Source organism: Gottschalkiaceae bacterium SANA (assembly GCA_036323355.1).
In the GTDB taxonomy this organism is placed as follows: Bacteria; Bacillota; Clostridia; order Tissierellales; family GPF-1; genus GPF-1.
Genome location: AP028876.1, coordinates 2,927,197 through 2,952,159 on the forward strand (window position 1 = coordinate 2,927,197; position 24,963 = coordinate 2,952,159).

Genomic DNA, 24,963 nt, shown 5'->3' on the forward strand with positions numbered 1-24,963 from the left:
TCGACTCCCCCCCCCCTCATGCCCTTCACCATACAATAAAAAGAAACCAATCCTGACTATTTTCATTGAATGTTTATCTGCGTCATTCAACCTATAATCCAATAAAAGATGACCTTCTGCGCTGAAACGATGATTGTCTATTCACAATAGTCGAGAAAAGGGATAGAATTAGATTATAAATTACCGAGAATTATTGTTCTACAAATTATCGTCGAGGAGGAGCAAATGAAAAAAATATCGATTGTACTATTGATCACAACTCTACTATTTGCCTCTTTCACACCGGGCTTTGCCGCGATGGAAAGAGCAACCCTGCCAGACTCTCCAGTAACCTTCAATGGAACTCCCATTGATAATCAAAGAGCTACCTATCCACTAATCGTATACAAGAACATTACCTACTTTCCAATGACTTGGGATTATGCAAGCGCCTTAGGTCTATCTTCAAACTATACAGAAGCCCGGGGATTGGTAATTGAAAAAAGCAACTCTTCCGTTAATCTGGTACAAAGTGTAACTGCAAATAACAATCCAAACGCATCTTATGCAGTCAGTCTTCCCTACTTCCCAATTACAGTAAACGGAAAGAAAATTAATAATGCAAAAGAACCCTATCCATTGTTGCTTTTCAGGAACATTACCTATTTCCCTTTGACTTGGGCATTTGCCGTAACAGAGTTTGGATGGGAATACTCATACAACAATGTAATTGGACTCAAAATTGAAACCCATCCGTTCCAGCCAACCAGCCCATTGCACGAACAAAAAACAATCAACTACGGAAATGGCGATGTCTATAAAGGCGAAATGCTGAACACTTACAAGGATGGAACGGGAACCTTTACTTGGGCGAACGGCGATTATTATTCTGGTGAATGGGCAATGAATAAAAAAGAAGGAACAGGAATCCTCATGCGATCAAATGGCAATTCCTATTCTGGCGAATGGAGAAATGATGACAAAAATGGATTCGGAACCTTTTCCTTTTCCAACAGCGATCGTTATCAAGGTGAAGTAACCCAATCAAGATATCATGGAATTGGTACTTTCACTTGGGCCAATGGCAACCAATATCAAGGTACTTGGATCCACAGCAAACGTACAGGACATGGAATTATGACTTATGCAAATGGCGACCAATACGAAGGAGACTTCCTTGACGACCTTTATGATGGCTATGGAAAAACGACTTTAGCAAATGGAACGGTTAAAGAAGGCATCTGGAAAGCAGGTAAACTTGATAAATCCTTGCCAGCCCCACCAACAAATATATCTGTAGAAGCAACTACAGACAAGACGATTGGTATTCACTGGACCCCTGCAGAAAATGTCAATTACGCAACCCTTTACTACACAACAGACCCTGCCGGAAAATGGGTTGAAATGAAGCATGCCGATGGATTGACACTAAAACTGAGAGGGACAGGATATACCTTTGGACAAGCACTTCCAGGTCAAGTTTATTATTTTAAACTCACTTCAACTTACAGTGGCAACGAGTCAACAGATAGTATAATTGTCAGCATTCAAGCAAATGGGGGGCCAAAATCCATGACCACCCACGTCATACAATCGCAAATCAAACAGGTCTTCGAAGGATTCAAAAGTGAAAGAAGCTTCGAACTTGCCAATGGTCAAGTTTGGAAACAAACATCCTTTGAAAACGAAAACTCGCATCTATTCAAGCCAGATGTTTTAATCTACCTTGATGATAATGAGTATAAAATGATCGTAGAAGGATTGGATCAAGAGATCACCGTTATCCGTGTGAAATAGTCCAGCTCAAGGACCAGAATTGAAGTTCTTTCAATTCTGGTCCTTTTCTATCACCGCTTCTTTTTCAAATCAACATCCTCTCCTTTTTTTGCATGATACAACTGCACAAAAAAAAGGATCAAGCTTGATCGCTTAATCCCTTTCCTTATTGGCAATGTTGAGCCATAAAGCTTTCCATTTCATCTCGAGACGGTAATCCAGAATTGTCGCCTTCTGACATAACAGCCAAAGCACCAATGGCATTCCCGCGGCAAACTGCATTTTCAATGGTATACCCTTCCAATAGACTGCTCATCAAACCAACAGCAAATCCATCACCAGCTCCCACCGTATCTACAACTTCCTTTACCAAAAACCCTTTGATTGTTCCAGATTCTTCCTTCGAAGCAAAATAAGCGCCCTCTGCACCCAACTTAATCACAATGTTTTTTGTTCCATGAATTAAATAATGTTGTGCAATCTTTTCTGCCGATTGAAGGCCCGTTAGCCGCTGTGCTTCAGATATACCCGGCAGAAAGTAATCACTCATATAAGCAAATTCATTGATGACTGTCTTCATCACTTCTTCTGATTCCCATAGTTGCGGTCGAAGATTTGGATCGAAGAAGACCGGCACCTCATTGATTGCAGCTTCCTTCACTAGATACTTTTCTGCTTGAAGAATCGACTCAGACAAGGCCAAACTGATTCCCGTTACATGAAGGGCATTCACATTTCGAAAGGAAAGTTGCATTACATCCTTTACTTGAATCGTGGAAGCAGCTGAACCCTTTCGGTAGTAGGCGATATCTGGATCCCCGCTTGCAACCTTCGACTTCATATAAAAACCCGTTTGATGACTATTCACCATTTGGATTTTCTCTGTCGCAATCTGATGCTCTGCAATGGATTCCTTAATATATTCACCAAAAGGGTCGGCCCCTACCTTTGAAATATACTCTACCTGATGATCCAAACGAGACAAACCGATCGCTACATTCAATTCCGCCCCTGCCAATCCTTTCTCAAACAATGAAACATCTTTCAATAGCCCTTCTTCTTTTGCGATGAAAACCACAAGCGGTTCTCCCATCGTGACAAACTTCGCCATCTTCCCCTCTTTTCTGTCTATGGAAAGCAGCATGATCAAAATCAATCATGCCACAATCTATATTACGCAGCTTTGGAATTCGTATCGCCAACTGCTGCTATGCTGTTATATTTCTTTTCATCCAACATGCCTTCCGTTTTGGCTGCAATTGTCGTACTAATCATATCGCCCCAAACGTTTATCGCTGTTCCAGTTACATCCAAGTAGAAGAATACGGCTGCAATCCAACCTACGATTTCAACAGGAAGACCAAATGTATTGACGAGGATGACAGCAATTGCAATTCCACCACCCGGTACACCGGCACAACCAATAGAGAACAATACACCTAGCAAAACGAATTGAAGAATTTGTGGCACCGTTGGATTTGCTCCAATTGCGTACATGCCCAGCATGATATAAAGTGGGATTTCCAAGGCCATGGAGTCCATGTTAAAGGTTACTCCTAGAGGAATACCAAAATCCGCCAACTCTTCATCAACACCCATATCCTTTGTCGCTTGAAGGGAGACTGGCATAGTACCGGCACTGCTCGTTGTTGCAAATGCAGTGATTAATGCTGGCAATGCTTTCTTAAAGAATGTAAAAGGATTCAATTTTGTAATTGCCCAAAACATAACGAAATACACGAGGATAATATGTAGAACAAATGCTACCGTATAAGCCGTTAAGAAACTAGACATCTCAGAAAGTAATGATCCTTTAAATGCCGCTACTGAACTAGCCATCAAGGCGAAGATTCCGATTGGCGCATAATACATCACGTATTTGATAATTGTTAAAAATAGATCTTGGCCCGCATTCAGCATCGTCTTCAAAAAATCTTTATGTGATTCATTTTTCATCAGAACGATCGCAATGCCTGCAAAAATTGCAAAGAATACAATTTGAATGATATTACCATCCGCTAAAGCGCCAAAGGCGTTACTCGGAATCCATTCGATGTAGTTTTGAGCAGAGACCTTTGTTACTTCATAGCTTGCGTCGGGCAATGTAATACCTTGACCCGGCTTAAAGAACAAGCCTGTTGCGGTACCGATCACTGTACCGATGACGGTTGTCAGCATAAACCATCCGATGATTTTACCAGCCCATTTGCTCAATTTTCGAATATCGGCAATGTTGGCAAACGATGATGCGATAGAAAAGAATACGAGTCCTGGCACCAACATAAATAGCAAACGAGTAAATAATGTACCAAGAGGTTTAATTACCGCGATCGGTTCTCCAACCACATAACCTGCAATAACCCCCAATGCAGATGCCGCTAATAGCAGCATCGCAAAACTTACCTTTTTCTTTTTCACTACAATACCTCCTCTTTCTCTTTTTTTATCATTGAATCGAACAGTGAAACGCTTGTTTGAAGCTAGGAAACATCATAATCGGTTAGATGAAATGCTTCTTCAAACGTTTCAGTGCCTCTTCAATATCTTCAGTACTGGATGCGAATGAGATACGCAAGTATCCTTCTCCTGCTTTTCCAAAAGCACTTCCCGGAGTTGTTACCACTTGGATCTCTTCCAAGATTTGTTCCGCCGCACGTGCGGAATCTACCCCCAAACCTTGTATGTTGACAAAGGCGTAAAAAGCTCCCTTTGGTGCCATACATGAAAAACCAGGCAATTCATTAATTCCATTTACCAAAAGATCACGTCTGTTTTTATACTCGGCAACCATTTCATCCACCGCAGATTGCGGACCGGATAAGGCTTCTATACACGCTTGCTGCGCTGCCGAATTTACACAAGAAGAAAGGTTCTCTTGCAACTTCACCATAGGTTGAATCACTGACTCTGGACCAACTGCATATCCAACACGCCATCCCGTCATGGAATAGGTTTTTGAAAAACTGTTCACAGTGATCACATAGTCTTTAAACTCTTCTACTGAACCCAAACTAAAATGTTCATTTCCATCGTAGATCAGTTTTTCATAAGGCTCGTCAGAAACAATCATAAAATCATGTTTTTTAGCCAAGCCACCAATTTTCAACAATTCATCCTCTTCAATCACAGCCCCAGTTGGGTTGGAAGGCGAATTGATAATCAACACCTTTGTCTTATCGGTAATTACTTTTTCAATTGCTTCAGCAGTAAGGGCAAATCCATCCTTTTCATAAGATCTTGCTGGAACGGCTACACCTTCTGCAATACCGATATGTCCATAGTAATTCGGCCAGCAAGGATCAGGAATAATGACTTCATCTCCAGCATTCACAAGTGTCAGCATGGAAAGCATAAGTGCTTCACCTGCACCCGTTGTTACAACGATATTCTTCAAAGGATCGACAAAAATACGGTTATCTTCCGCCAATTTTTTTGTTAACGCTTGCCGCAACTCTAAAACACCTGCATTGGATGTATACTTGGTATGTCCTTGGTGTAGAGCCTCACATGCAGATTCGATGATATTGCTTGGTGTGCCAAAACCCGGTTCTCCAATACAAAGATTAATCACATTTTCATAGTTTCTTGCCAGTTCAAACATATGACGAATACCTGATGCCGGACCACTTAAAGCACGATTACTAATTTTCATTATTTCTCCTCCTTAACGATTTTCACTTGCTTCACAATTTCACAAAACTTTCTAGCAGTCTCTTCCACTGCATGGTAATCTCCAGTCTTTACACCAACTGTCAATTGTCCTCCAATGCCTAAAGCGTCGGCTCCATTGGCCAGCCAGTCTGCTGCATTGTCCAAGGATACACCACCCGTTGGCATCAGCAAAGCTTGAGGCAAGGGTGCTTTCACCGCTTTTAAATATTTCATCCCCATGGCACTTGCCGGGAAAATCTTCAAGAGTTCAACGCCTGCATCCATGGCTGTCATAATTTCATTCAAAGTCATCACACCTGGCGTATAAAGCTTGCTGTATCGATTGCACATTTTGGCAACTTCTATATGGAAGGTTGGACTGACAATAAACTCCGCACCGCTTAAAAGGGCAGCTCTTGCTGTTTCTGGATCCAAGACGGTTCCTGCTCCAATCAGCACATCAGTATCCTTATACTTTTTCGAAAGTGTGCGAATGATCTCCTGAGCATTAGGCACCGTAAAGGTGACTTCCAAACAATGCATCCCACCACGAATACAAGCCTCACTAGCCAGTATTGCCTCTTCTGCTGTTTCGGTTCGGATAATCCCAACCACTTGATTGTCTAACATTCGTTTCAAAATTTCATGCTTTCTCATAAGTTCCTCCTCGTTTCACATTATGAAACACCGTTACCGTATTATGGAAAGGAATAAATTGCTTGCGCAATCTATCCTTGATAACCCATCCGTAATGAAATCTGATAAGCCGCATCCTTAACCAGGTCAACTACCTTTTCTTCTAAATACTCATAGGTGTAAATCTCCAGGGGTCCCGTTGAACTGATAGCAGCAATTACGTTGCCCGTATAATCATAAACCGGAACTGCTACACATCGAATGCCCATCTCATTTTCCTCATCATCAATCGCCCAACCACGGCTTCGAATTAAGCGTAACTCTTCCTTTAATACCTTGGGATCCGTAATGGTATTTTCTTTCACCTTTGGCATTCCCTTCTCTCGAAGAATTTTATCGACATCCTTTTCGGACATAAATGCCATCATGGCCTTGCCTAATCCTGTATTATGGCACATGGCACGTTTTCCAATTTTCGAATACATGCGAATCGTGGAAAAAATTTCAATCTTATCCAAATACACAACATCCCCATTTTCGACAATTCCAAGATGAACCACCTGACTCGTACGATCCTTCAACTTATGCAGATAAGGCAATGCTTCGGTTTTCAATTCAATATTGTTCAGATATACGCTGCCCAGATTAATGATTTTAGGACCCAGTCGATAGCGCTTTTCTTCATTGTTCTTTTCAACATATCCCCAGGCAATCAGTGTCGCCAGTATTCTGTGAACCGTGCTTTTGTTCAAGGTTAGTCGTTCACTTAGTTCCTTAATCGACATCCCCCGCGATTCCATTGACAAGGTTTCTAAAATCTCAAATGCTCGATCAATTGATTGAATGGTATTATTCATATCTTCACCTTCCGTTTCGTATTATGAAACTGCGTTATAATACCATATTACCGTCTGAAAGCGACCTCGTCAACTTCGAATCGACAAACCTTCAAACAGCTTAATCGCCAATGCAGAAGATGCTTTTTCTCTTGCTTCAGAATTTAACATGCAAATGCGGTCTTGTGTCCATCCGTAGCTAAGAAAAACCTCATAATACAATTCCTGTAGAATTCGATTCCCACCAATCAATATGTCCATATTCATTTCCGCGCGACTCAAAAGCGCCAGTAAATCATTATAGGCCAATGCCCCTGCCAAAAAATTAGCTCGCTCATTGTCACTGGTATCTCGAAGTGTATCTAAAACTCGAACCAAAAAACAGGCCTTAGTCAAACCATACTTTTTTGCTGCATCCATTCCCATCTTAATAAAATCTGGGTCAATCGTTTGAATCAAACTTTCCGATAACGAATCAGAAAGAATTGTATGTCCGCTGATTGCAGCCAACAACTCGCCCGTTAAGGTCGTACAGCAGCTTTGAATTTTTTGGTTCTCATCGACAAATACAAACTTGGTATGAGATCCTGGAGAGACAAAAACAAAGGCCTCTTCCATCTCTTGAATAATACCTGCACCCAAGGCTTCAGCCTCTTCGCCTCTCATCATATCCAGTTGTCCAACCAAATCGACTACTTTGGGATCGATCTTATTTTTCACTCCTGGAATGAAGTAAATCGGCTTTTCCACAATCTCAAGAAAAACGATTGCCTCCATGCCGGATGCAAGTTCTTCAATTCCAACCGGTGTTGGCAAATGAGGAATCTCGATTAAACCCAAATTTGATGTGATCATACCTGATGCCAAAATGGCATGGGTCTCTTCTAATGTTTTTTCTGCCTTCTCTAGACATTCTGTAATTGCATCACGCAAAGCAACTTTCAATCGCTTATTGTTGCCATCTATAGCTGTCATCCGTACCCCGGCTTTTACCTTCACGCAAGATCGGATTTTCCCTTTTTCTATGTAACGGACTCTCATGTTCGTCGTTCCAGCATCTATTGTTACATAGCCCATTCGTTTCCCTCCGTTTCATATTATGAAACAGCGTTCCTTATTTAGATTTTAAGTTTCGTAATGCGAAACGCCATTCCGTATTACGAGTTAATACTATCTAATTTTATTTTGTTTGTCAATCGTTTTCCTAAAGTTATTTTTTTATCAATAAAAATATCACCGATTGCTCAAATAAACAATCGGTGATATTCCACTCCCTAAAATTACTAGGAATCTCAATTATTCAATTTCCGAGTTCTTGGCCAATCGTTTCTTTCTTTTCTTCTTCAAAACAAGTCTTAAAACGATTGCAAGTACAAGCATCGCTGCACCAATATAAATCCGAATATCCGTCGTTTTCTCATACACGGTAAATACAAATCGCTCCTTTGGCCACTGAAACACAAGATAACTACCATCCTCTACTGTATCTAGCGTTTGCCAGCCATTACCTACCCAAGCATACAATTCATACTCGTTTTCTTCTGGTAGATGAACTCTGAATGTATAGCCCTCATTTAGAATTTCATTCCCTTTAATCTCTACCTGATATTGACTGATTTTATTCATATCAGTAAGAAGCTCACTCTCAATATCATGATCCCTCTTCATTTCAAGGGATGCACCAGGAGTGAACATCCCCTCTACCAGAAGGTCCGCGATCTTTCCTTCATCTTTACAGGCAAGAACTTGTTCCAATGGAATATATTCTGCTACAATCGTATCCGGAAATATCAACTGATCAAATTCATATTCCGGCCACTGACCAAAATACCCAGGCTTATCAGGAAGTTCCGGTAATTCTTCACAAGATATGTTTTCCTTATACTCAAATGGATACTCAGCCACAGTCTCTTGATCGACAACAAAGGTCAACTTCAGTTGCTTAAATGCTTCAGGCAAGTTCTCATCCTGGAGTAAATACTCATAACTAACCGGTTCTGCTTTTCCTGCATAGCTAATGCCGTCAATCCCTGCCCATTGATCACTAACAAACTCATTATTTGAGATAATCGCTTGCGGCTCCGCTTCCTCTGACCCATTTTCTAAATCTGATTGTTTTTCACTTTTTTCAGACATGCCATCTTGAACATCGCCTGCAATCATACCAATAAATTCCACTGCATTCTCAATTGTTGCCATTGAGCGACAACCAACAATTTCTACTCCATATCCAGCAATGCCACCGATATAATCTAGCCCTGACAAATGACTTAAAGAATAACTATTGCGAATCATCGAATAGGAGCCACCTGCAATACCGCCAACATAGTTGCCAGCCGTGCTAATAACTTTACTTTTATTAAAACATTCAAATAAACTGCCCAGATCCATACGACCCACAATTCCGCCAGCATAATTTTTTTTCGCAGTAATGAAACCCATATTTTGACATTCTGCGAGAACACCCTTTGTCTGAAATTGAAAATTGATTACATTGCTTTCCGAAGATGTCAAATCGCCTTCCGGATCAAAATCATAATCAATAGCAAGGGCACCCGATATACCGCCGACATTGATATCACCACTAACACTACCTCGATTTGTGCAGTTGAGCACATATCCAAAGGCCGGTTTCATCTTTTCAAATTTTTCTGCATCAGCTTCTGATAATTCCTCATCCGAAATATCATTAAATATTTCTCGATCTTCGTCCATGGAATTCCGATATCCTTCTTTGATCAAATCGACGACCACAAAAACCTGGTCATTAATGGTGCGAAGATCATTTGATAACTCATCAACGGTATCCGTGGCGACTTCATTTAACTTTGACATCTCTATAATCAGTTTGTCACCCGAGACGAAAAGATCTTTTTTTGCAGCATCCACACTTTCGCCTAAGAGAGAGAACTTAGGGGCTCCAATCGATGCCTCACGATCTAGCGTTTGCTTCATTTGATTGACAGCCAGTGTAAAATGCTTGCTTGCACTTTCAAACTTACGACTTGCCTGAGAGAAGTTATCCATCCCATGCCCCATCATCTCCGAAGCATTTTCAAAACGAAGAGCCGCGTCGTGGAAATCTTGAATTCCCCGATTGAACCAATCAAGACTTGTTTGGAAATAAGAAGATGCCTGGCGAAAGTATGTCATGGCCAGCGAAATTTCTTCCGAGTCTTTTTCATACTCTTTTTGTAAATTCGTAAGGGCTTTATCCATTTCGCTTGCCGCTAAATCAAAATTAATGCGTGCTGTGTCCAAATCCTCTTTTGTCTGATCAATAATTTCATCTATATCCGTATGAAGAGGGTCTTCAGCCGCTGATAGAATATCCGTCATCTTCGACAAGGCATCCGTTAGCGCACTCATCCCTGTTTTTATTGCTTCCATACCACTTTGAATCTCTTCAATGGCTTGATCCAGTGACTCGTTATTAGTGATAGCTGCGTTCAGATGATCAAAGCCTTCTTGCATCTGATTGGCACCCTCTTTAATTTCATTGATGGCAGCACTAAAATCTGTCAAACCTTCATTGATATCTACAATCCCTTTTTCAACTGAATCACCAGCCATAGCCATACAAATAAGCCCTACATTCATGGCATCCAATCCCGATGTAATGTCAATCGAACCTGCCTCGACTTCCTCCGTAGCACGTTCAAAGTCAGTCAATACATGGTGTATGCGATCCATTGTATTGTTAATGGTTTCAATATTCTCATCGGCAAAATTTACGGTTCTATCGGATAAAATCTCCATTCGATCCGCGAGATTAGCAACAGATCGATTAACCGTTTCAATCTGACCGTTTATAGCTTCATTGCTACTATCAATATCATTATACGTTTCATCAATATTCCTTTGTAGCGTATCAATTTCTTTCTCTAGCTCCCGAAAAAAATCATCGTCACTTTTAATCACCTGGTAGGGTTCCATCTGCCCAACGATTCCACCTACGTCTTTACGACCAAATACATCGCCATAATTAACGCTTGAGCCGATAAATCCGTCTTGTCTGCCGGCAATTCCGCCTACATTATAGCCAACATGTGGATATCCCACAACACCCTCATTCACACAGCCTTCCATAATTCCACGGTTAAATCCAGCAATGCCGCCAGAGTTTGTAGAAGTAATGATCTCCTCCGATGCATTCATTTCACTAATGCTAATTTCTTCTAGTTTCAGTGTTGCCGGGGTGACCGTTGTATTAACAGCTCCCTGATTTATGCAGTTCTTAATCAGCCCATAATTCTCGCCGACAATCCCCCCCGAAAAGTTTTCTCCCGTCAGTTTTCCTGTAAATGTAGACCCTATGACCTGGCCAGTTTCTTCATTTTTGGCCACGATTCCACCCACATGGTTTTTCCCAATCAGGATGCCGTATACTTGACAATTTTCAATAATACCTCGATTTTCACCAGCAATTCCGCCGATTCGATTCTCCGTTCCTGTTGGTTGAATATTAACTTCAACCTTTAAATTTTGCACAAAGCCTGTGCTTTGAATATATCGAAACAAGCCAAAAGTGGAACCCTCATGAGTCAGCTTAAGATTAGAAATGGTATAATCATTCCCATTGAACTCTCCACCAAAAGTCGGGATCCCCCGAAAATCTTCATCACTGATCTTAATATCCCGATTTAAAACAACCTTTAATTCTTGAGAATATGTGTCTAGGGTACAATTTTCGGCCAGAGCTAGAAGATCAGCTTCATTATTAATAAAATATACACGTTCTTCAAGTCCAAATCCTTGCGAATGATAAAGAACCATTAAGAGGCAGGCGACTATGAATAACAAAGCTACTTTATTTTTCTTCATGTTCTTCCTCCTCTTTTCCGACATTCACAAAGCCTTTCACATTTCCCCGAATCGTTCCCGTCACATTTGCATCCATATATCCATTTACGTATCCCTGTAGTTTCCCATTTATTTTCATATTGCCCGACTGACTACTGATCAACCGCTCACGTTTGATTACAAATGCTGTTTTTTCAATAATTGTATCCCCCATCAAAAGTGTTTGTGGCAGTACACCCAAAACCAGAATCAAAGAAATGATCGTTCCGCGGCCTAGACACACACCAATAGACCCAACGGCATAATTTGATGATAAAAATCCGATCAAAATGCCCGCTGATGCAAGTATGGTACCCGAGGTGATAATGGTAGGAAAAGCCTGGTTCAAAGACATGGTCATGGCTTCCTTGATACCCATGCTTTTCTTTAATTCCATATATCGGCTGGTAATAACGATGGCATAGTCAATGGTTGCACCCATTTGGATTGAGGTCACTACCAAATAACTCAGAAAGAAAATATTGGTTCCCATAATCGGTGGAAAAGAAAAGTTAATCCATATACTCCCTTGAATTGTTAACACCAAGAGTACAGGCAATCCCGCTGATTTAAAGGTAAATAGCAGAATAAGCATAACAAAGAGAGCGGACAAAACACTGATCAGAACATTATCAAAAGCAAAAAATGTAGCCAAATCCTGATCACTGGTTGATGCACCTACTATATAAGCTTCCTCATAGTACTTATCAATCGTTTCATGAAATTCTTCCAGTACGTCAAAGGTTGCTTCTCCTTCTTCAGGTAAATCCGTAATCAATAATAACCGCGTATACTTTTCACTTTCCAATTGATTTTTCCCACGAGACATCTCTTCATACAGGTCATTAATTTCCGTTTCCAAGTCCTCATCGAGAGTCACATAGCCCTCTTCCTTTTGATCGTAGAGATACATAAACATATCAATCAAAGGAACCGAGTAGTCTTTAAGACCATTAATCAATTTACTATAGGTTTCCTCATGAACAGCATATGCACCATAGAGCATTTCTGCCACTTCAATATCCATATCCGTCAATTCAGCAAACTGTCTTGGGGTAAGCTTATCCGCGACCATATAACCATCTCTTGCTTCCGTATTGGCTAGTCCAACCGTTTCTGTCACCATGTCATAAGACTCTAGCTCTGCAAGTAATTGGGCTTCCTTTTCATAGTCTCCAGAAGGAATCACCACAGCCATAATATTATCGTCACCAAATGTAGTTTTAATTTTTTTCTCTGCAAGCAATGTTTTGTTTTGTGCAAAGGTCGTAATGGTGCTATCGCCAAATACATAATTGGTCTGATTGGACATGTAAAAAGCACCGATCAGAATCACAATAAAAATGGGTGGGATAATGTATCTTGTTTTTCCAACAAAAGCACCCCAAATAGAGATGTCCGGCACAAAATTCTTATGAACGGTTTTGTCCATCAGACCACTGAAGATCATCAAGAGTCCCGGCATCAGTGTAAAGACCACAAGCAAACTAAAAACCAAGGCCTTAATCAAAACCATGCCCATGTCAAACCCGACCTCGAATTGCATAAACATCAAGGCCATCAGACTGGAAATCGTGGTTAAACTACTCGATGAGATTTCCGGAATTGCCTTTGACAGGGCCTGAATCGCTGCTTCCCTTGCCTCAAAATGCTGTCTCTCTTCTGTAAATCGATGACATAGAATAATGGCATAATCAATAGCAAGAGCCAATTGCAAGATGATGGCAATGGAATTTGATATAAAGGAGATCTCTCCATAAATAAAATGCGTACCCATATTTAACAGGGCAGCCACACCAAACGTCAATACAAGTACAGGAATTTCCATATACGTTTTTGATGTAAAAAGCAGGACCCCAAGTATAATAAATACGGCAATAACCAAAACCGTTTTTATTTCCTTTTCCAAATCTGCAGCCATGTCTTCAGTGATTTCACTATGAACATAGGTATCATAATCCTCCAGCAATGCACTCACCTGATCCATTGCTTCTACGGTTTCTTGATCCTTTTTTTCCTTATCAAAGGTAATCGAGAACAAAGCTGACGCCGCTTTAAAATGTTCTGCACTACCATCAAAGCTAATGCTATTCACACCAGGAATCATTAGAATTTGTTCTTCTAATTGCTCTGCCTTTTCATAGGTGATATTGCTGACCATAACACTTGCCATGCCATAGGTCGTAAACTCATCTTCCGAAATATTCAAACCTTGTCTCGTTTCTGTATCTTCCGAAAGATATTTTGTTATATCATCATTAACATCGACCCATGACCGGGTAAAAAGGCAAAAAATACAGGCAATCATATAAATAAGAATAAATCCTGTTCTTTTGTCCACAATAATTGTGGATAACTTTTCTATAAATCCAACTTCTTCTTTCTTTTCCATCGCTTGCTCCTTGTTTCGTTTCTAGGTGATTACATTCCTTAAATTATATGCTTATCTTCATTTTTAACCATAGACACATTAGAAAATTTGTCAAAAATACAGACAGATCTGAAAAATTGTCTAAAAACTAGCCTTATGGTATAATTTGACGTACGCAAAAAAACGAAATTTTTCTTATAGGAGGCTTGTATGAAAGGTGATATAACAAAAGACATGCTCTGTGCATCGTTAAAGAAAAGCCTTGCACATAAGACGCTTGATAAGATCAGTATTAAAGAAATTACAGACGACTGCGGATTAAACCGACAAACTTTTTATTACCATTTCGAAAATATTTACCAATTGATGGACAGACTATTAAAAAATGAGGCCGTTTCAATATTTCTTGATCAAGGTATGGATTTGAATTGGCAAGATGGCTTGACATTGCTTTTTGACTACCTAACGGCTAACCGAGAAATGTGTTTAAACGCGTTGACTTCAGTTGGAAATCAATATGTTTACCGATTCTTCTATGATGAATTGTATGCCATTATTAAAAATAACTTAGAAAAAACAAAAGAAGGCCACGGCCTTAATGAGAAAGAAAAAGAACAACTAGCCAAGTACACCGTCATTTCATGGGGCTCTTATATCGTTGCCTGGATGATGGGAATTGTGAAAGAGACACCAGAAGAGATCACAGACTTTTTAATTGGTCGAATCGGACACGATCATGCAAGAGGATGAAGCTTTAAAAAGCCTGCCAATCATTTGGCAGGCTTTCAATCTATCTATATCCACTTTCCACAACACACCAATTCGAGCAGCCATTTATCCACAATCCATCCTCATCTATATATAGCTGTCTTATATATAGCTGTCTTATATATAGCTGTCTTATCTATGGCATCACGAATGCAACTGATTTACCCGCAATTTGTTTTTCAATATAATCGGTTGCCCGATCCAGTCGATCACTCGTCTTTCCCCCACCATATTCATACAGAAAATAGGCTCCTAGCCCGTCCAATAATGCATCCCATTGAAGATTCTTTTCAGTACGTACCCAAAGATTATTATAGACAATAACATCTCCGAATTCATTCTCATCACCAAGACCTGGGTTGGCATAATCAATATCTACTTTCCGAAATCCCATCAACTGCCAGAATTTCTCACGCTCTACACAGGTAACACCGCAGAATACCTCTTCCTCTTCAATTTCTTCCTTCGATAACCCCTTTTGATCCAACACCTCACAAAACCAACACTCATCCGGATAATGCGACAGTAAAGCTTCAATCACAGCTCTCCCCAAGCCTCGTTTTCGATAGCTTTGATTCGTAAAGGCATACACAATACCATGATACACACGCCCATCTACCCAAAGACGAACAGAAACAGTCCCACTCACAAGTCTTCCCTTCTCTTTGGTATAAGCAAAATAGAATTGCGCCTGATCATCGACTGATGATAAAATTTCAAGAAACTCCTCTTTGGTGTCCTTATCGCTTTCCAATCGAATAGCAGCGTTATAGCCTTCAAACATTTCTTGTATCAATTGATCATCTGCCTCTTTTGCATTCACTATCCTTACTGAATCCATATTTTCACCTCTCTTTCACCCTTATCTAGCAAGTTGCGAATTCTTCATCCCAATTATTAGCTCGTTTTCTTGCAACTCTTATTTGATATTCTATTCTACTTCCATTATATGGGCTCCAAACCGTCTGTACAATCCTCTTTTCCCCTACCGCAAGCTGAAATCCCAATGCGCCCATTTTTCCACTAAACCTTCCATAAAGCAAATGCATCACTTATTTATTTACCTTAATTCTGTTTCCTATTATAAAATTCAACTCAATACAAAATGCTCATTATTCGATATTAAATCACTATATATTGACATTTATTCATTATAGAGATATTGTGAAAAGGAAGTAGATACAGAAAGGGTGAGAACAATGATGAGTGCTAGAAGAAAAAAAATACAATCCAAACACTATGTTTTCCTCTTATGCTGGCTAGTTTATGCTTTCGCTTATTTTGCTCGCGTAAACATTTCAATTATCTTGCCTGAATTGCAACATGTTTTTGGTTGGAGCACAAGTCAAATCGGTTTGATCGGTAGTGGGTTTTTTTGGGTTTATGGCATTGGTCATTTGATCAATGGCTACATTGGCGACAAGGTTTCAGGCAAATGGTATATATTTATTGGCGCCTTCCTCATCGCAATATCCAACCTTTTGGCTGGCTTTGCTAAAAGCCTCCCCTTGCTCGTGATCATCTGGGCTGTTCACGGATTTTTCCAATCCATGATATGGGGACCCATGATCCGAATCCTAAGCAATTGGTATGAAGAAAGCTCTCGGGGAAAAGTAGCGACTGCCATATCAACATCAATGGTTGCTGGCTATTTTCTAGCTTGGGGATTAATCGGATCCATCATGTCTAGCTGGGGATGGAAATTTGGTTTTTGGATACCTGGATTCACCATATTGCTCTACTCTTTTTTATGGTTAAGTGGCATTTGCGATTCACCGAATCAACAAAGAACATTCACACCTCATTCCCTGCAAGCAGAAAGTAATGCACATGCAATTTCCTTGCGCAAATTAATGAAAAAAAACAATCTTCACTATATTATCCTCGCATGTGTTTCAAAAGGGATTGTCAAAGAAGGTATCACCCTATGGGGACCCCTTTTAATCATGGAAAAACAAGGCATGAAAATAGGATCAAGCTACCTTTTAATCCTCATGATCCCAGTGATGAACCTAATCGGCATCCTCTTAACCGGTTGGTTGGCGAATAAACTCAACAACAATGATTCCTTGATTATCTCTATCTCCTTTGCCACAGCAGGCTTGGCTTGTTGCGGTTTACTATTTTTCGACCATAACAGTGTGCTCCTCAGTGTAATCCTCTTAGGCATCGCCTCTGCGATGCTACATGGTGCAAATACGATCCTTATGGGTTCAATTCCTATGAAATTCAAAAAATACAACCGTACCTCAGCCATAGCAGGTATTCTTGATTCCATTTCATATATAGCAGCAGGCATTTCAATCACCATCTCTGGTGTCCTCATCGACCAAAATGGTTGGAATGGCGTCTTGTTGTTCTGGCTTATCGCTCTTTCTGGCGGCATTTACGCAATGGTTAAATACAATCAAGCTGAAAAAAAATCAGCTCTTCTGATCCCTGCCATTAAACCAAATCCTAGCCTATAAATAAAAGCGAACACCCCGGTTGCTTTCAGGTGTTCGCTCTTTACTCTCTTTATTTTAAAAGCAAAGGATTGGTCCATGCTTTTTTGCCATTCTCATCTATACAAATGATTCTGACAAGTTCTTCTCCCCCTCTTAATTCATACTCCGCCTCTGTAAGCAAGGTCTCATCCGCATGAACTGAATACCCTCTCCGCGGATAACACTTAAAGATAATTGTTTTGCACCCTTGGCAAGTTACATAGATCTTCCCATTCCTGATCCCATAATTGTGGATGACCGGTCCGGATGATGAATAAAATTTTCCGCTTTTTAATGCGTCAAAAACACTTTCTCTTCTTAGTTCATCCGCCTCAACCATGATCCAGCCACCAAAACTGTCCCACATGGTAATCCCTGGATTGTATCGATGTGAGTTATGATTGTCATCCGTCGCAATTGCATTGATGATCCTTTGATTCCATAACAAGTTTTCCCAATAAACCTCACTATTGCCCACACCCGTTCCGCAGTCGCAATTTTGATTATACACTTCTAAAAAATCATACCCTTGTAGATTCAGAACATTTGACATAAGCGAGCATGACCAATATGGATGATTAAGTCCAACCAGATTGCCTCTGCCTTTCATTTCATCAATCACCGTTTGAACATCTGAAAGGTCCTTGAATTTTGGCACTGGAATTCGTTCATCATGGGCATATAAACGGTCATCTCTTGGATCTCCAATTCCAAGGAGATGAAAGGTTTCATACGCATCCGGCGTAATACTCCTCTCAATACCGGGCAAAACAATAAAGTCCTCTCGATCAAAGACTTTTGTATTCGTATACAGTTCGTGATCGGTAAAAGCTAAAATCGAATAGCCTTGTTCTCGATAGGCTTTCACCATCTCCTCTCGATTCAACAATCCATCGGATCTTGTTGAATGAGAATGAAGATTTGCCTTATACTTTCTCTTATTTTCATCAAAGAAATTATAATTGTCCATCTTTCGCTCCTTTCGACTGTCAGCCAACTCATGACTATTTATGAAAATTTATTCCATCTGCCTGATTCTAGTCTATCCAGAGAATACAACTTGATACTACTATATGAGGGAATGATTTTCAATAAGCTTTCATGATATAATGAATATAAATCATTATGCTTTTGTGAAAGAACAAGGAGGACTCTATGCTGCAACATCAGAACCCCTATCTGCTTGTAAAGAGCTTATATCCCAACATGCATCGCGTTGAAAAGAAAATTGCCGACTTTATCCTCGACAACAAAAATGACGTAACCGCTATGACCATCGCAAAAATTGCCAAGCACTGCGAGATCGCTGAATCCAGTGTTGTGCGATTTAGCAAAACCCTCGGCTATTCTGGATTTAGTGAATTGAAACTAAACCTAGCCAGTCACTCCTCTCATTTGGACACAAAAATATTTGAAAATATTGATTCTAACGATAGCACTGCTTCCATCATCAACAAGGTGTTTGCGGTAAATATTTCAACCTTGCAAAATACCTTGAATATTTTAAACTATAAGAGTATCGATCAAGCGATCAAGGCAATTGACCAATCCAACAAAATTGTTTTCTTTGGAATTGGTACCTCAGCCCCCCTCGCAAATGACTTTTATTATCGATTTATGCGAATCGGCTTGCCCGCGCATGTCGCAACGGACCCACACATCGGCATTCTCTCTGCTAGTATGCTGGATGAACATTCCGTTGCAATTGTCATTTCCCATAAAGGCAGATCCATCGAAACAATTAAAAATATTCGCATGGCCAAAGAGAAAAAAGCAACCACCATTTGTATCACCAGTTTCTTAAACAGTCCAATGACCGACTATGCCGACATTGTACTCTGTGCCTCTTCCACCGAAACGGAAATTTTAGGTGAAGCGATTTCCTCAAGAATTGCCCATATTGCAATCTTAGACTGCATCTATTCAGGGATTGCCTTAAAGAGAAAAGACACAAGTCTTCCACATATACAAAACATGCAAGAGATTATGGAACAGCATCGTATCAAATAATTGCTTCTCCACTTCCGTGATTTCACCATGCATCACAATTCGTTCTAAAAAGAAACCGTGTAGTCATCACATGACCACACGGTTTTGCTATGCTAAAATCATAACATCCTCTTTGCACTTCTACAGACTTCAATCGATTCTGAATGAACGATCATTTCAGTATTTCCATTCTCTCAACAAGATCTTCAATCACTTGATCACTCATATACGCCATCACTTTATGGGGTGAACCCTTTACAACCACTTGGTCAACTTTGGCTAGAGGACCTGACCGCTTATACAAGTCAACCACTTCATCTGGAATCACTTGATCAAACTCAGCCGTAACCAGCAACATACTTCCACAATACTTATCTAAGATCTCCCACGCATCGCTGTCTCGATAACTTTTTTCCCGTCGTATACAAGCAGAAAACCCTTCATTAAATGGTAAATCATAAGCCCTTCGATCATAGGCTGCTGGTACAATCAAAACCAGTAAGCGCACATCAAATTCCTCCAAGAGTCGAACGGCCGTATACCCACTCATACTTGCAGCAACAATTACAAGAGGCTGATCCTTTGCCCTACAAGTCCGAATCACTTCAGCAGCCATTTCCGTACGCTCTCGCAGGGAAGAATGAGTCAATTCCCCTCCAGTTTCACCATGACCAACAAAATCAAATGCGCATGAAGAAACGCCCTTCATAAAAAGGCGTTCTCGTAGTCGATCAAATCTAAATCGATCCGATGTACCCGCTCCATGTAAACAGAACAGCTCGCATTGATCACTTTTACTCATCATATCCCCTAAAAGACGATTTTGTTGAAAGGGTACAACAATTTTCTTTTTCATCATCTTCCTCGACTTTCCATTAAAAGAATAAAGTAACTCCGATTGCAATCAACATCGAATGCACAAGTAGTTGAAACTTCGTCTTGCTGATTCGATCAATTGTCCGATTTCCAACGAATAGTCCCAATGCAACTGCAGGAATCAATAGCAAAAACATTTGAAAATGTGAACTGTTGATTTCACCACGAGTCAAGTAGCCGAAGATGATAAATGGATTCAACAAACACCAATACAAGGAAATCATACCTCGATACGTCTTCTTATCATGAGTCACCTTGTCCATATAGGTACCAATCAAGGGACCGCCAACCCCATATGCCGCCTGCATAAATCCACTTAAAAATGGATAGGTCCGATGATGAAACTTCATCATCTCGCTCGGATGCTGGTCACTCCCCAGTTTCAGCATTCGAATGCTGTAAATGGAGTTGATAATGATAAATGCACCTAAAAGTACATTCATTATTTCACTTGGAATTAAATCTCCCATTAAAATCCCCACCGGCATGCCGATCATGGCAAGTACAAACATAATCGCAAACTCTTTTTTGATCAAATATTCCCGTTCCTTATATGCGACTGCTAAAGACTGAAACACAGACATAATCAAAAATACCGGCAAAATCTCCAGTCGATCCACAACAAACAAGCTCAACGGAAGAGCAAAAATAATGGCGCCAAACCCTGAAATTGTCTGTATGGTGTACCCGATAAAAACAATCACGAATAAGTAAATAGAAACATCTAATGCTAAATTCATACATCCTTCTCCTTTAAAAAAACGCAAAGGTTTTACAAAAGCAAAACCTTTGCGCCATTACTCTTTTTACTTTCTAAACTGCTATTTCTTCATCTGTTGAAACGTCTACTGTTTTTCTCGCTTTTAACTTTGGAAAGCCAATAAATAAGCAAATTAACGCGGATACCATAACCAAGTGCGAATACGTAGAGTACTTAATAATATCAACAGCAATCAACTCACCCGATGTCATGGATGCAGTTGCCGTTGAAGCCGCTGCCAACATCATGCCGCCCCAAGGAACGTTGGCCATTGTTGAAGTCGCAAACATATCCAGATACGCTGCGGTTCTTCTTGGATCGATACCAAATTTCTTTGTTGTTTCCATGGCGATCGGTGCTGCAGTTACAATTGCTACTGTCGAGTTCGCTGTAAAAATTGTAACCAAAACAGTCAAACCAATAATACTTAACAAACCAGTCTTGGGATCACTTGCTTTCTTTTCAAGCTTTTGAACAATCCAGTCAATTCCACCATTGTACTTAATTAAACCAATAATCCCGCCAACAATCAACACAATTATTGAGATTTTTGCCATTCCCATCATACCTGCATGGGCTGTTGTCAAAACACCTACCAATTGGCCAAACTCATGTTCAAATGCATTGAAGTACATGCCGATTCCACCAGCTAATAGAATACCGGAAAGTAGAACATAGAATACATTGGCACCCAATAGCGCAGCAACCAATACAACTGCAAATGGAAGCACTTGCAACAGATTGAAGTTGCCAGCAACAAAGGTATAATCACTACCCATTGTCATAACTGCAAAGGCAATCATGGTTATTATCCCTGCAGGCAATACGATCAAGAAGTTGACCCGGAACTTGTCTCTCATCTCAACACCACAAAGTCTTGTTGCCGCGATTGTTGTATCGGAAATAACAGACATATTGTCGCCAAATGCCGCGCCGCCTAATGTTGCACCAACAACCAATGCGACTGGAATTCCTGTCGCTTCAGCCAAGCCGACTGCAACCGGCGCCATCGCCGTTACCGTGCCCACTGAAGTTCCCAAAGACAGTGCAACCAAGCAAGCCACAAAAAATAGACCTGGAACGAGCATAAAATCAGGGATATAGGTTAAGAACAAGTTGACGACGCTATCAACCGCACCACCATCTCGAGCCACTTTTGCAAAAGCGCCTGCCAACAAGAAGATCATAATCATAATAACGGTGTTTTCGTTAGCTGCCCCTCTCGCAAAGGTTTCAATCTTCGCCATAGTGGTACGTTCTTTGTTCATGAAAATTGCAATAAATGCCGCGATCATAAAGAAGACAAGTGCATCTACCACTTTTGAACTTCCCAATGCGATACCAAAGCTAAAAGTTAAAGCGAGAAATATTAAAATTGGTAATAAAGCCGTGAAACTAGGTTTTCTTTGGTTTTTCATGTAATCCTCCCAATTTATCATTCTGATCTTGCTATCATCATTTCATCGAGCAACGAATTACTGGATCCGAGCAATCCGTTGCCTTTGATGAATTTTGAACCATCCATCCATTCCCAACTAGCTTTTTATTCTTGATCGTACTTTTATGTTATGCAAATCATAGTGTTTCGCGCAATCTACTTGTAAATATGTGCAATCAACTCCGGACCGAAGGCTTGTTTCCCTGCAAAAATACCACCAGTTCCTCCGGTATGAATGTAACAAACCTTGCTTCCTTTTGGAATTTTTCCAGATTGAATGTAGCCCAACAATCCCGAGAAACTTTTACCGGTGTATACCGGATCCAAGAAAAGCCCTTCTTTTTTAGCAACTTCAATAATTGCTGCACTGCCCTCTTTAGTCGGTGCGCCATATCCATTTCCAAGGAATGCTTGATCAATATTTATCTCCGCCCAAATTTCATCATCTGATGGCGGTTCGATTTCAAACTTATTAAACAAGTATTTCACCCGATCAAAGATATCTTGTTCTCCAACAACTTCACCAGGTCCATATCGTCGATTGTTGATTGAAATAATCTTGGTTTTTGCACCCGTCAATAACTTGCCAACAATCATACCAGGCAATGAGCCTGCTGACCCATTCGCATGGAAAATATAATCAATTTCTTCTCCCAATGCCTCCGCTTGACTTGTAACCTCAGCAAAAACTTCCATATAAGCAACCCAACCAGCGGGACTCGTACATCCAACAGGAACATTCATCACTTTGTGACCTTCAGCCTCATTCTCTTGAATCAGTGCATTCACTTTCCGATCCACTTTCGCCCACAATGGATTCATATCGTAATTTCCTTTTGGTTCATCCCGATGAACCAAATGAATCTCGGTACCGAGCATGCTATTCAATAGCAAATTGCCTTTACGCTCTTCTGGATCTTTTTCATTTTTCGTATCACCCAATACTGCGATGCACTTTAACTGATTGATGTTTGAATACTGCGCCAATTGAAGGGCTGCATTGGATTGATAGCCTCCAACCGTAATCAAGGTGTCAATCCCTTTTTCTTTCGCTTCTCCAACGATATATTCAATCTTTCGCACTTTGTTTCCGCCAAATGAACTTGGTCCAGACATGTCTTCTCTCTTGATGAAAATATCCACACCATAATCATCCGATAAATTGTTTAGACGATGGAATGGTGTCGGAAAGAAACCCATTTTGACTCGTGGGATGTCTTGCAATAACTCAACAACTTCTAATGCTGTATACGTTTTCATCATGCTCCCCCTATTTGACTGCGATCATTTCAATTTCAACCATTGCCCCTTTTGGCAACTCAGCTACTTCAAATGCAGCTCGTGCTGGAAACGGTTCTACAAAAAATGTTGCATACACTTCATTCATCTCGACAAAAGTTTTAATATCGGCCAACAATACCGTCGTTTTGCAAACCTTGTCCATTCCACTTCCCGCTGCCTCTAAAATTGCCTGTGCATTCAACAAGGACTGTTTCGTTTGTGACTTGATATCATCTCCGGCAAACGCACCCGTTTCCGGATCAATTGGCAATTGCCCCGATACAAATAGAAATCCATTGGCTTCAATTGCCTGTGAGTAAGGTCCAATTGCACCCGGTGCCTGTTCTGTTGCTACTGCTTTCATTCTTTTTCCTCCTGTGTAAGAAATCCTTTTCCTGTCTGTCAAAAAAATATCATCTTTCCTAGTTACTTTGCAAAACATTTTCTGACAACTCGTTCGATAAACCTAGTATAACACATTTTTTTCATGATGCAAATATATTTTTACAAAGAAATGAATTTTATTTTATGCAACAAAATTTGCATCACGCTTGAAAAAGAAACTATTAACCGTTATAATGATTAAAAGACATAAAAAGGGTGAAAAAATGATGGTTTATGAAGAACATATAAAAATGGCAAATTACTTGGCTACTTTGTTGGGCGAAAATACCGAAGTCGTGTTGCATGACTTTACCAATCTTGAGCATTCAATTGTATATATCGTCAATGGTCGCATTACCAACCGACAAATCGGAGATACTGTCACCGACTTGTTACTCGACTTTTTGAACAAGAAAAAAAGAATCCCAGAAGGATTCCTTTGCAATTACACCTCAAAATCAGTAAACGGAAAAACGTTATACTCCTCCACCTATTTTATTCTGGATGACGACGACAAACTTGTCGGTGCACTATGTACCAATACCGACTACTCCGATTTTAATGAAGCAGTTACCTTACTGAAGAACTTCTTACCAAACTCGACAGCAATCGGAATTGATACCCCAAAACAACAAGCACCTGTTATAGAAAATTTTTATTCCAATCACGAAACGCTGACCCTTGATAAGATACATGAAGAGATTGAAAAACTTAATATTCCGCCATTGAGGATGACACCTGACGAAAAAATGACAGTTGTCACTTCACTTTATGAAATGGGTATGTTTATGCTGAAAGGTGCTGTGCAAGCAACTTCTATCCAATTAGAAACCTCAGAGGCAACGATCTACCGCTATATCCGAAATGCAAAGAATCAATAATATATAAAT

General features: G+C 40.3%; 20 protein-coding genes. 5 read left to right on the forward strand and 15 right to left on the reverse strand.

The features are described 5' to 3' along the window. The first annotated feature begins 225 nt into the window (after window positions 1-225). Window positions 226-1,776 carry a hypothetical protein gene (locus AC25CA_RS14305; protein WP_486814509.1) on the forward strand — a complete coding sequence of 517 codons (1,551 nt, stop codon included), beginning with the start codon at window positions 226-228 and terminating at the stop codon, window positions 1,774-1,776. Between the two features lie 145 nt (window positions 1,777-1,921). Here the strand turns inward: AC25CA_RS14305 and AC25CA_RS14310 are convergent, their stop codons facing one another. From AC25CA_RS14310 to AC25CA_RS14345, 8 genes are all read right to left on the reverse strand, one after another. Then, window positions 1,922-2,866 (reverse strand): sugar kinase, encoded by a 945-nt coding sequence (locus tag AC25CA_RS14310; protein ID WP_486814510.1) that lies wholly within the window; start codon window positions 2,864-2,866, stop codon window positions 1,922-1,924. A 62-nt stretch (window positions 2,867-2,928) separates the two neighbouring features. Further along, entirely contained in the window at window positions 2,929-4,173 is a 1,245-nt protein-coding gene (locus AC25CA_RS14315; protein ID WP_486814511.1) for a dicarboxylate/amino acid:cation symporter, read from the reverse strand. 82 nt (window positions 4,174-4,255) lie between these two features. Beyond that, window positions 4,256-5,407, reverse strand: a complete 1,152-nt coding sequence (locus tag AC25CA_RS14320; protein WP_486814512.1) for a pyridoxal phosphate-dependent aminotransferase — start codon at window positions 5,405-5,407, stop codon at window positions 4,256-4,258. Beyond that, entirely contained in the window at window positions 5,407-6,063 is a 657-nt protein-coding gene (locus AC25CA_RS14325; RefSeq protein ID WP_486814513.1) for a bifunctional 2-keto-4-hydroxyglutarate aldolase/2-keto-3-deoxy-6-phosphogluconate aldolase, read from the reverse strand. Before AC25CA_RS14325 ends, AC25CA_RS14320 begins: the two co-directional genes overlap by 1 nt. 71 nt (window positions 6,064-6,134) lie before the next feature. Further along, window positions 6,135-6,899: an IclR family transcriptional regulator gene (locus AC25CA_RS14330; protein WP_486814514.1), complete on the reverse strand. Its 765-nt coding sequence runs from the start codon at window positions 6,897-6,899 to the stop codon at window positions 6,135-6,137. Between the two features lie 69 nt (window positions 6,900-6,968). Continuing rightward, window positions 6,969-7,955: a 2-dehydro-3-deoxygalactonokinase gene (locus tag AC25CA_RS14335; protein WP_486814515.1), complete on the reverse strand. Its 987-nt coding sequence runs from the start codon at window positions 7,953-7,955 to the stop codon at window positions 6,969-6,971. 219 nt (window positions 7,956-8,174) lie between these two features. Next, window positions 8,175-11,702, reverse strand: a complete 3,528-nt coding sequence (locus tag AC25CA_RS14340) for a hypothetical protein (protein WP_486814516.1) — start codon at window positions 11,700-11,702, stop codon at window positions 8,175-8,177. Next, on the reverse strand, window positions 11,689-14,112 hold the full coding sequence (locus AC25CA_RS14345) for an efflux RND transporter permease subunit (RefSeq protein WP_486814517.1): 2,424 nt from the start codon (window positions 14,110-14,112) through the stop codon (window positions 11,689-11,691). Before AC25CA_RS14345 ends, AC25CA_RS14340 begins: the two co-directional genes overlap by 14 nt. 189 nt (window positions 14,113-14,301) lie before the next feature. On the opposite strand from AC25CA_RS14345, the gene AC25CA_RS14350 reads away from it, so the two are divergent. Next, window positions 14,302-14,841: a TetR/AcrR family transcriptional regulator C-terminal domain-containing protein gene (locus tag AC25CA_RS14350; RefSeq protein WP_486814518.1), complete on the forward strand. Its 540-nt coding sequence runs from the start codon at window positions 14,302-14,304 to the stop codon at window positions 14,839-14,841. Window positions 14,842-14,995: 154 nt separating this feature from the next. Here AC25CA_RS14350 and AC25CA_RS14355 read toward each other — a convergent pair whose 3' ends face one another. Beyond that, entirely contained in the window at window positions 14,996-15,700 is a 705-nt protein-coding gene (locus AC25CA_RS14355) for a GNAT family N-acetyltransferase (protein WP_486814519.1), read from the reverse strand. A 358-nt stretch (window positions 15,701-16,058) separates the two neighbouring features. Between AC25CA_RS14355 and AC25CA_RS14360 the strand changes: the two genes are divergently transcribed. Beyond that, the gene (locus AC25CA_RS14360) at window positions 16,059-17,327 is read left to right on the forward strand and encodes an MFS transporter (RefSeq protein WP_486814520.1); all 1,269 of its coding nucleotides are present in this window, start codon (window positions 16,059-16,061) and stop codon (window positions 17,325-17,327) included. 49 nt (window positions 17,328-17,376) lie between these two features. Here the strand turns inward: AC25CA_RS14360 and AC25CA_RS14365 are convergent, their stop codons facing one another. Next, entirely contained in the window at window positions 17,377-18,315 is a 939-nt protein-coding gene (locus AC25CA_RS14365; RefSeq protein WP_486814521.1) for a PHP domain-containing protein, read from the reverse strand. A gap of 185 nt (window positions 18,316-18,500) precedes the next feature. On the opposite strand from AC25CA_RS14365, the gene AC25CA_RS14370 reads away from it, so the two are divergent. Beyond that, the gene (locus AC25CA_RS14370) at window positions 18,501-19,355 is read left to right on the forward strand and encodes a MurR/RpiR family transcriptional regulator (RefSeq protein WP_486814522.1); all 855 of its coding nucleotides are present in this window, start codon (window positions 18,501-18,503) and stop codon (window positions 19,353-19,355) included. Window positions 19,356-19,506: 151 nt separating this feature from the next. On the opposite strand, the gene AC25CA_RS14375 is transcribed toward AC25CA_RS14370, so the two are convergent. From AC25CA_RS14375 to AC25CA_RS14395, 5 genes are all read right to left on the reverse strand, one after another. After that, entirely contained in the window at window positions 19,507-20,193 is a 687-nt protein-coding gene (locus tag AC25CA_RS14375; RefSeq protein WP_486814523.1) for an alpha/beta hydrolase, read from the reverse strand. A gap of 16 nt (window positions 20,194-20,209) precedes the next feature. Then, a complete protein-coding gene (locus tag AC25CA_RS14380; RefSeq protein WP_486814524.1) occupies window positions 20,210-20,950 on the reverse strand; it encodes a sulfite exporter TauE/SafE family protein in 741 nt (246 codons plus the stop codon). A gap of 73 nt (window positions 20,951-21,023) precedes the next feature. Then, window positions 21,024-22,388: a Na+/H+ antiporter NhaC family protein gene (locus tag AC25CA_RS14385; protein WP_486814525.1), complete on the reverse strand. Its 1,365-nt coding sequence runs from the start codon at window positions 22,386-22,388 to the stop codon at window positions 21,024-21,026. A 176-nt stretch (window positions 22,389-22,564) separates the two neighbouring features. Further along, window positions 22,565-23,671, reverse strand: coding sequence for a 1-aminocyclopropane-1-carboxylate deaminase/D-cysteine desulfhydrase (locus AC25CA_RS14390; protein ID WP_486814526.1), 1,107 nt, complete (start codon window positions 23,669-23,671; stop codon window positions 22,565-22,567). Window positions 23,672-23,678: 7 nt separating this feature from the next. After that, window positions 23,679-24,053 carry a RidA family protein gene (locus AC25CA_RS14395; protein WP_486814527.1) on the reverse strand — a complete coding sequence of 125 codons (375 nt, stop codon included), beginning with the start codon at window positions 24,051-24,053 and terminating at the stop codon, window positions 23,679-23,681. A 244-nt stretch (window positions 24,054-24,297) separates the two neighbouring features. Between AC25CA_RS14395 and AC25CA_RS14400 the strand changes: the two genes are divergently transcribed. Then, on the forward strand, window positions 24,298-24,954 hold the full coding sequence (locus AC25CA_RS14400; RefSeq protein ID WP_486814528.1) for a helix-turn-helix transcriptional regulator: 657 nt from the start codon (window positions 24,298-24,300) through the stop codon (window positions 24,952-24,954). Window positions 24,955-24,963 lie beyond the last annotated feature (9 nt).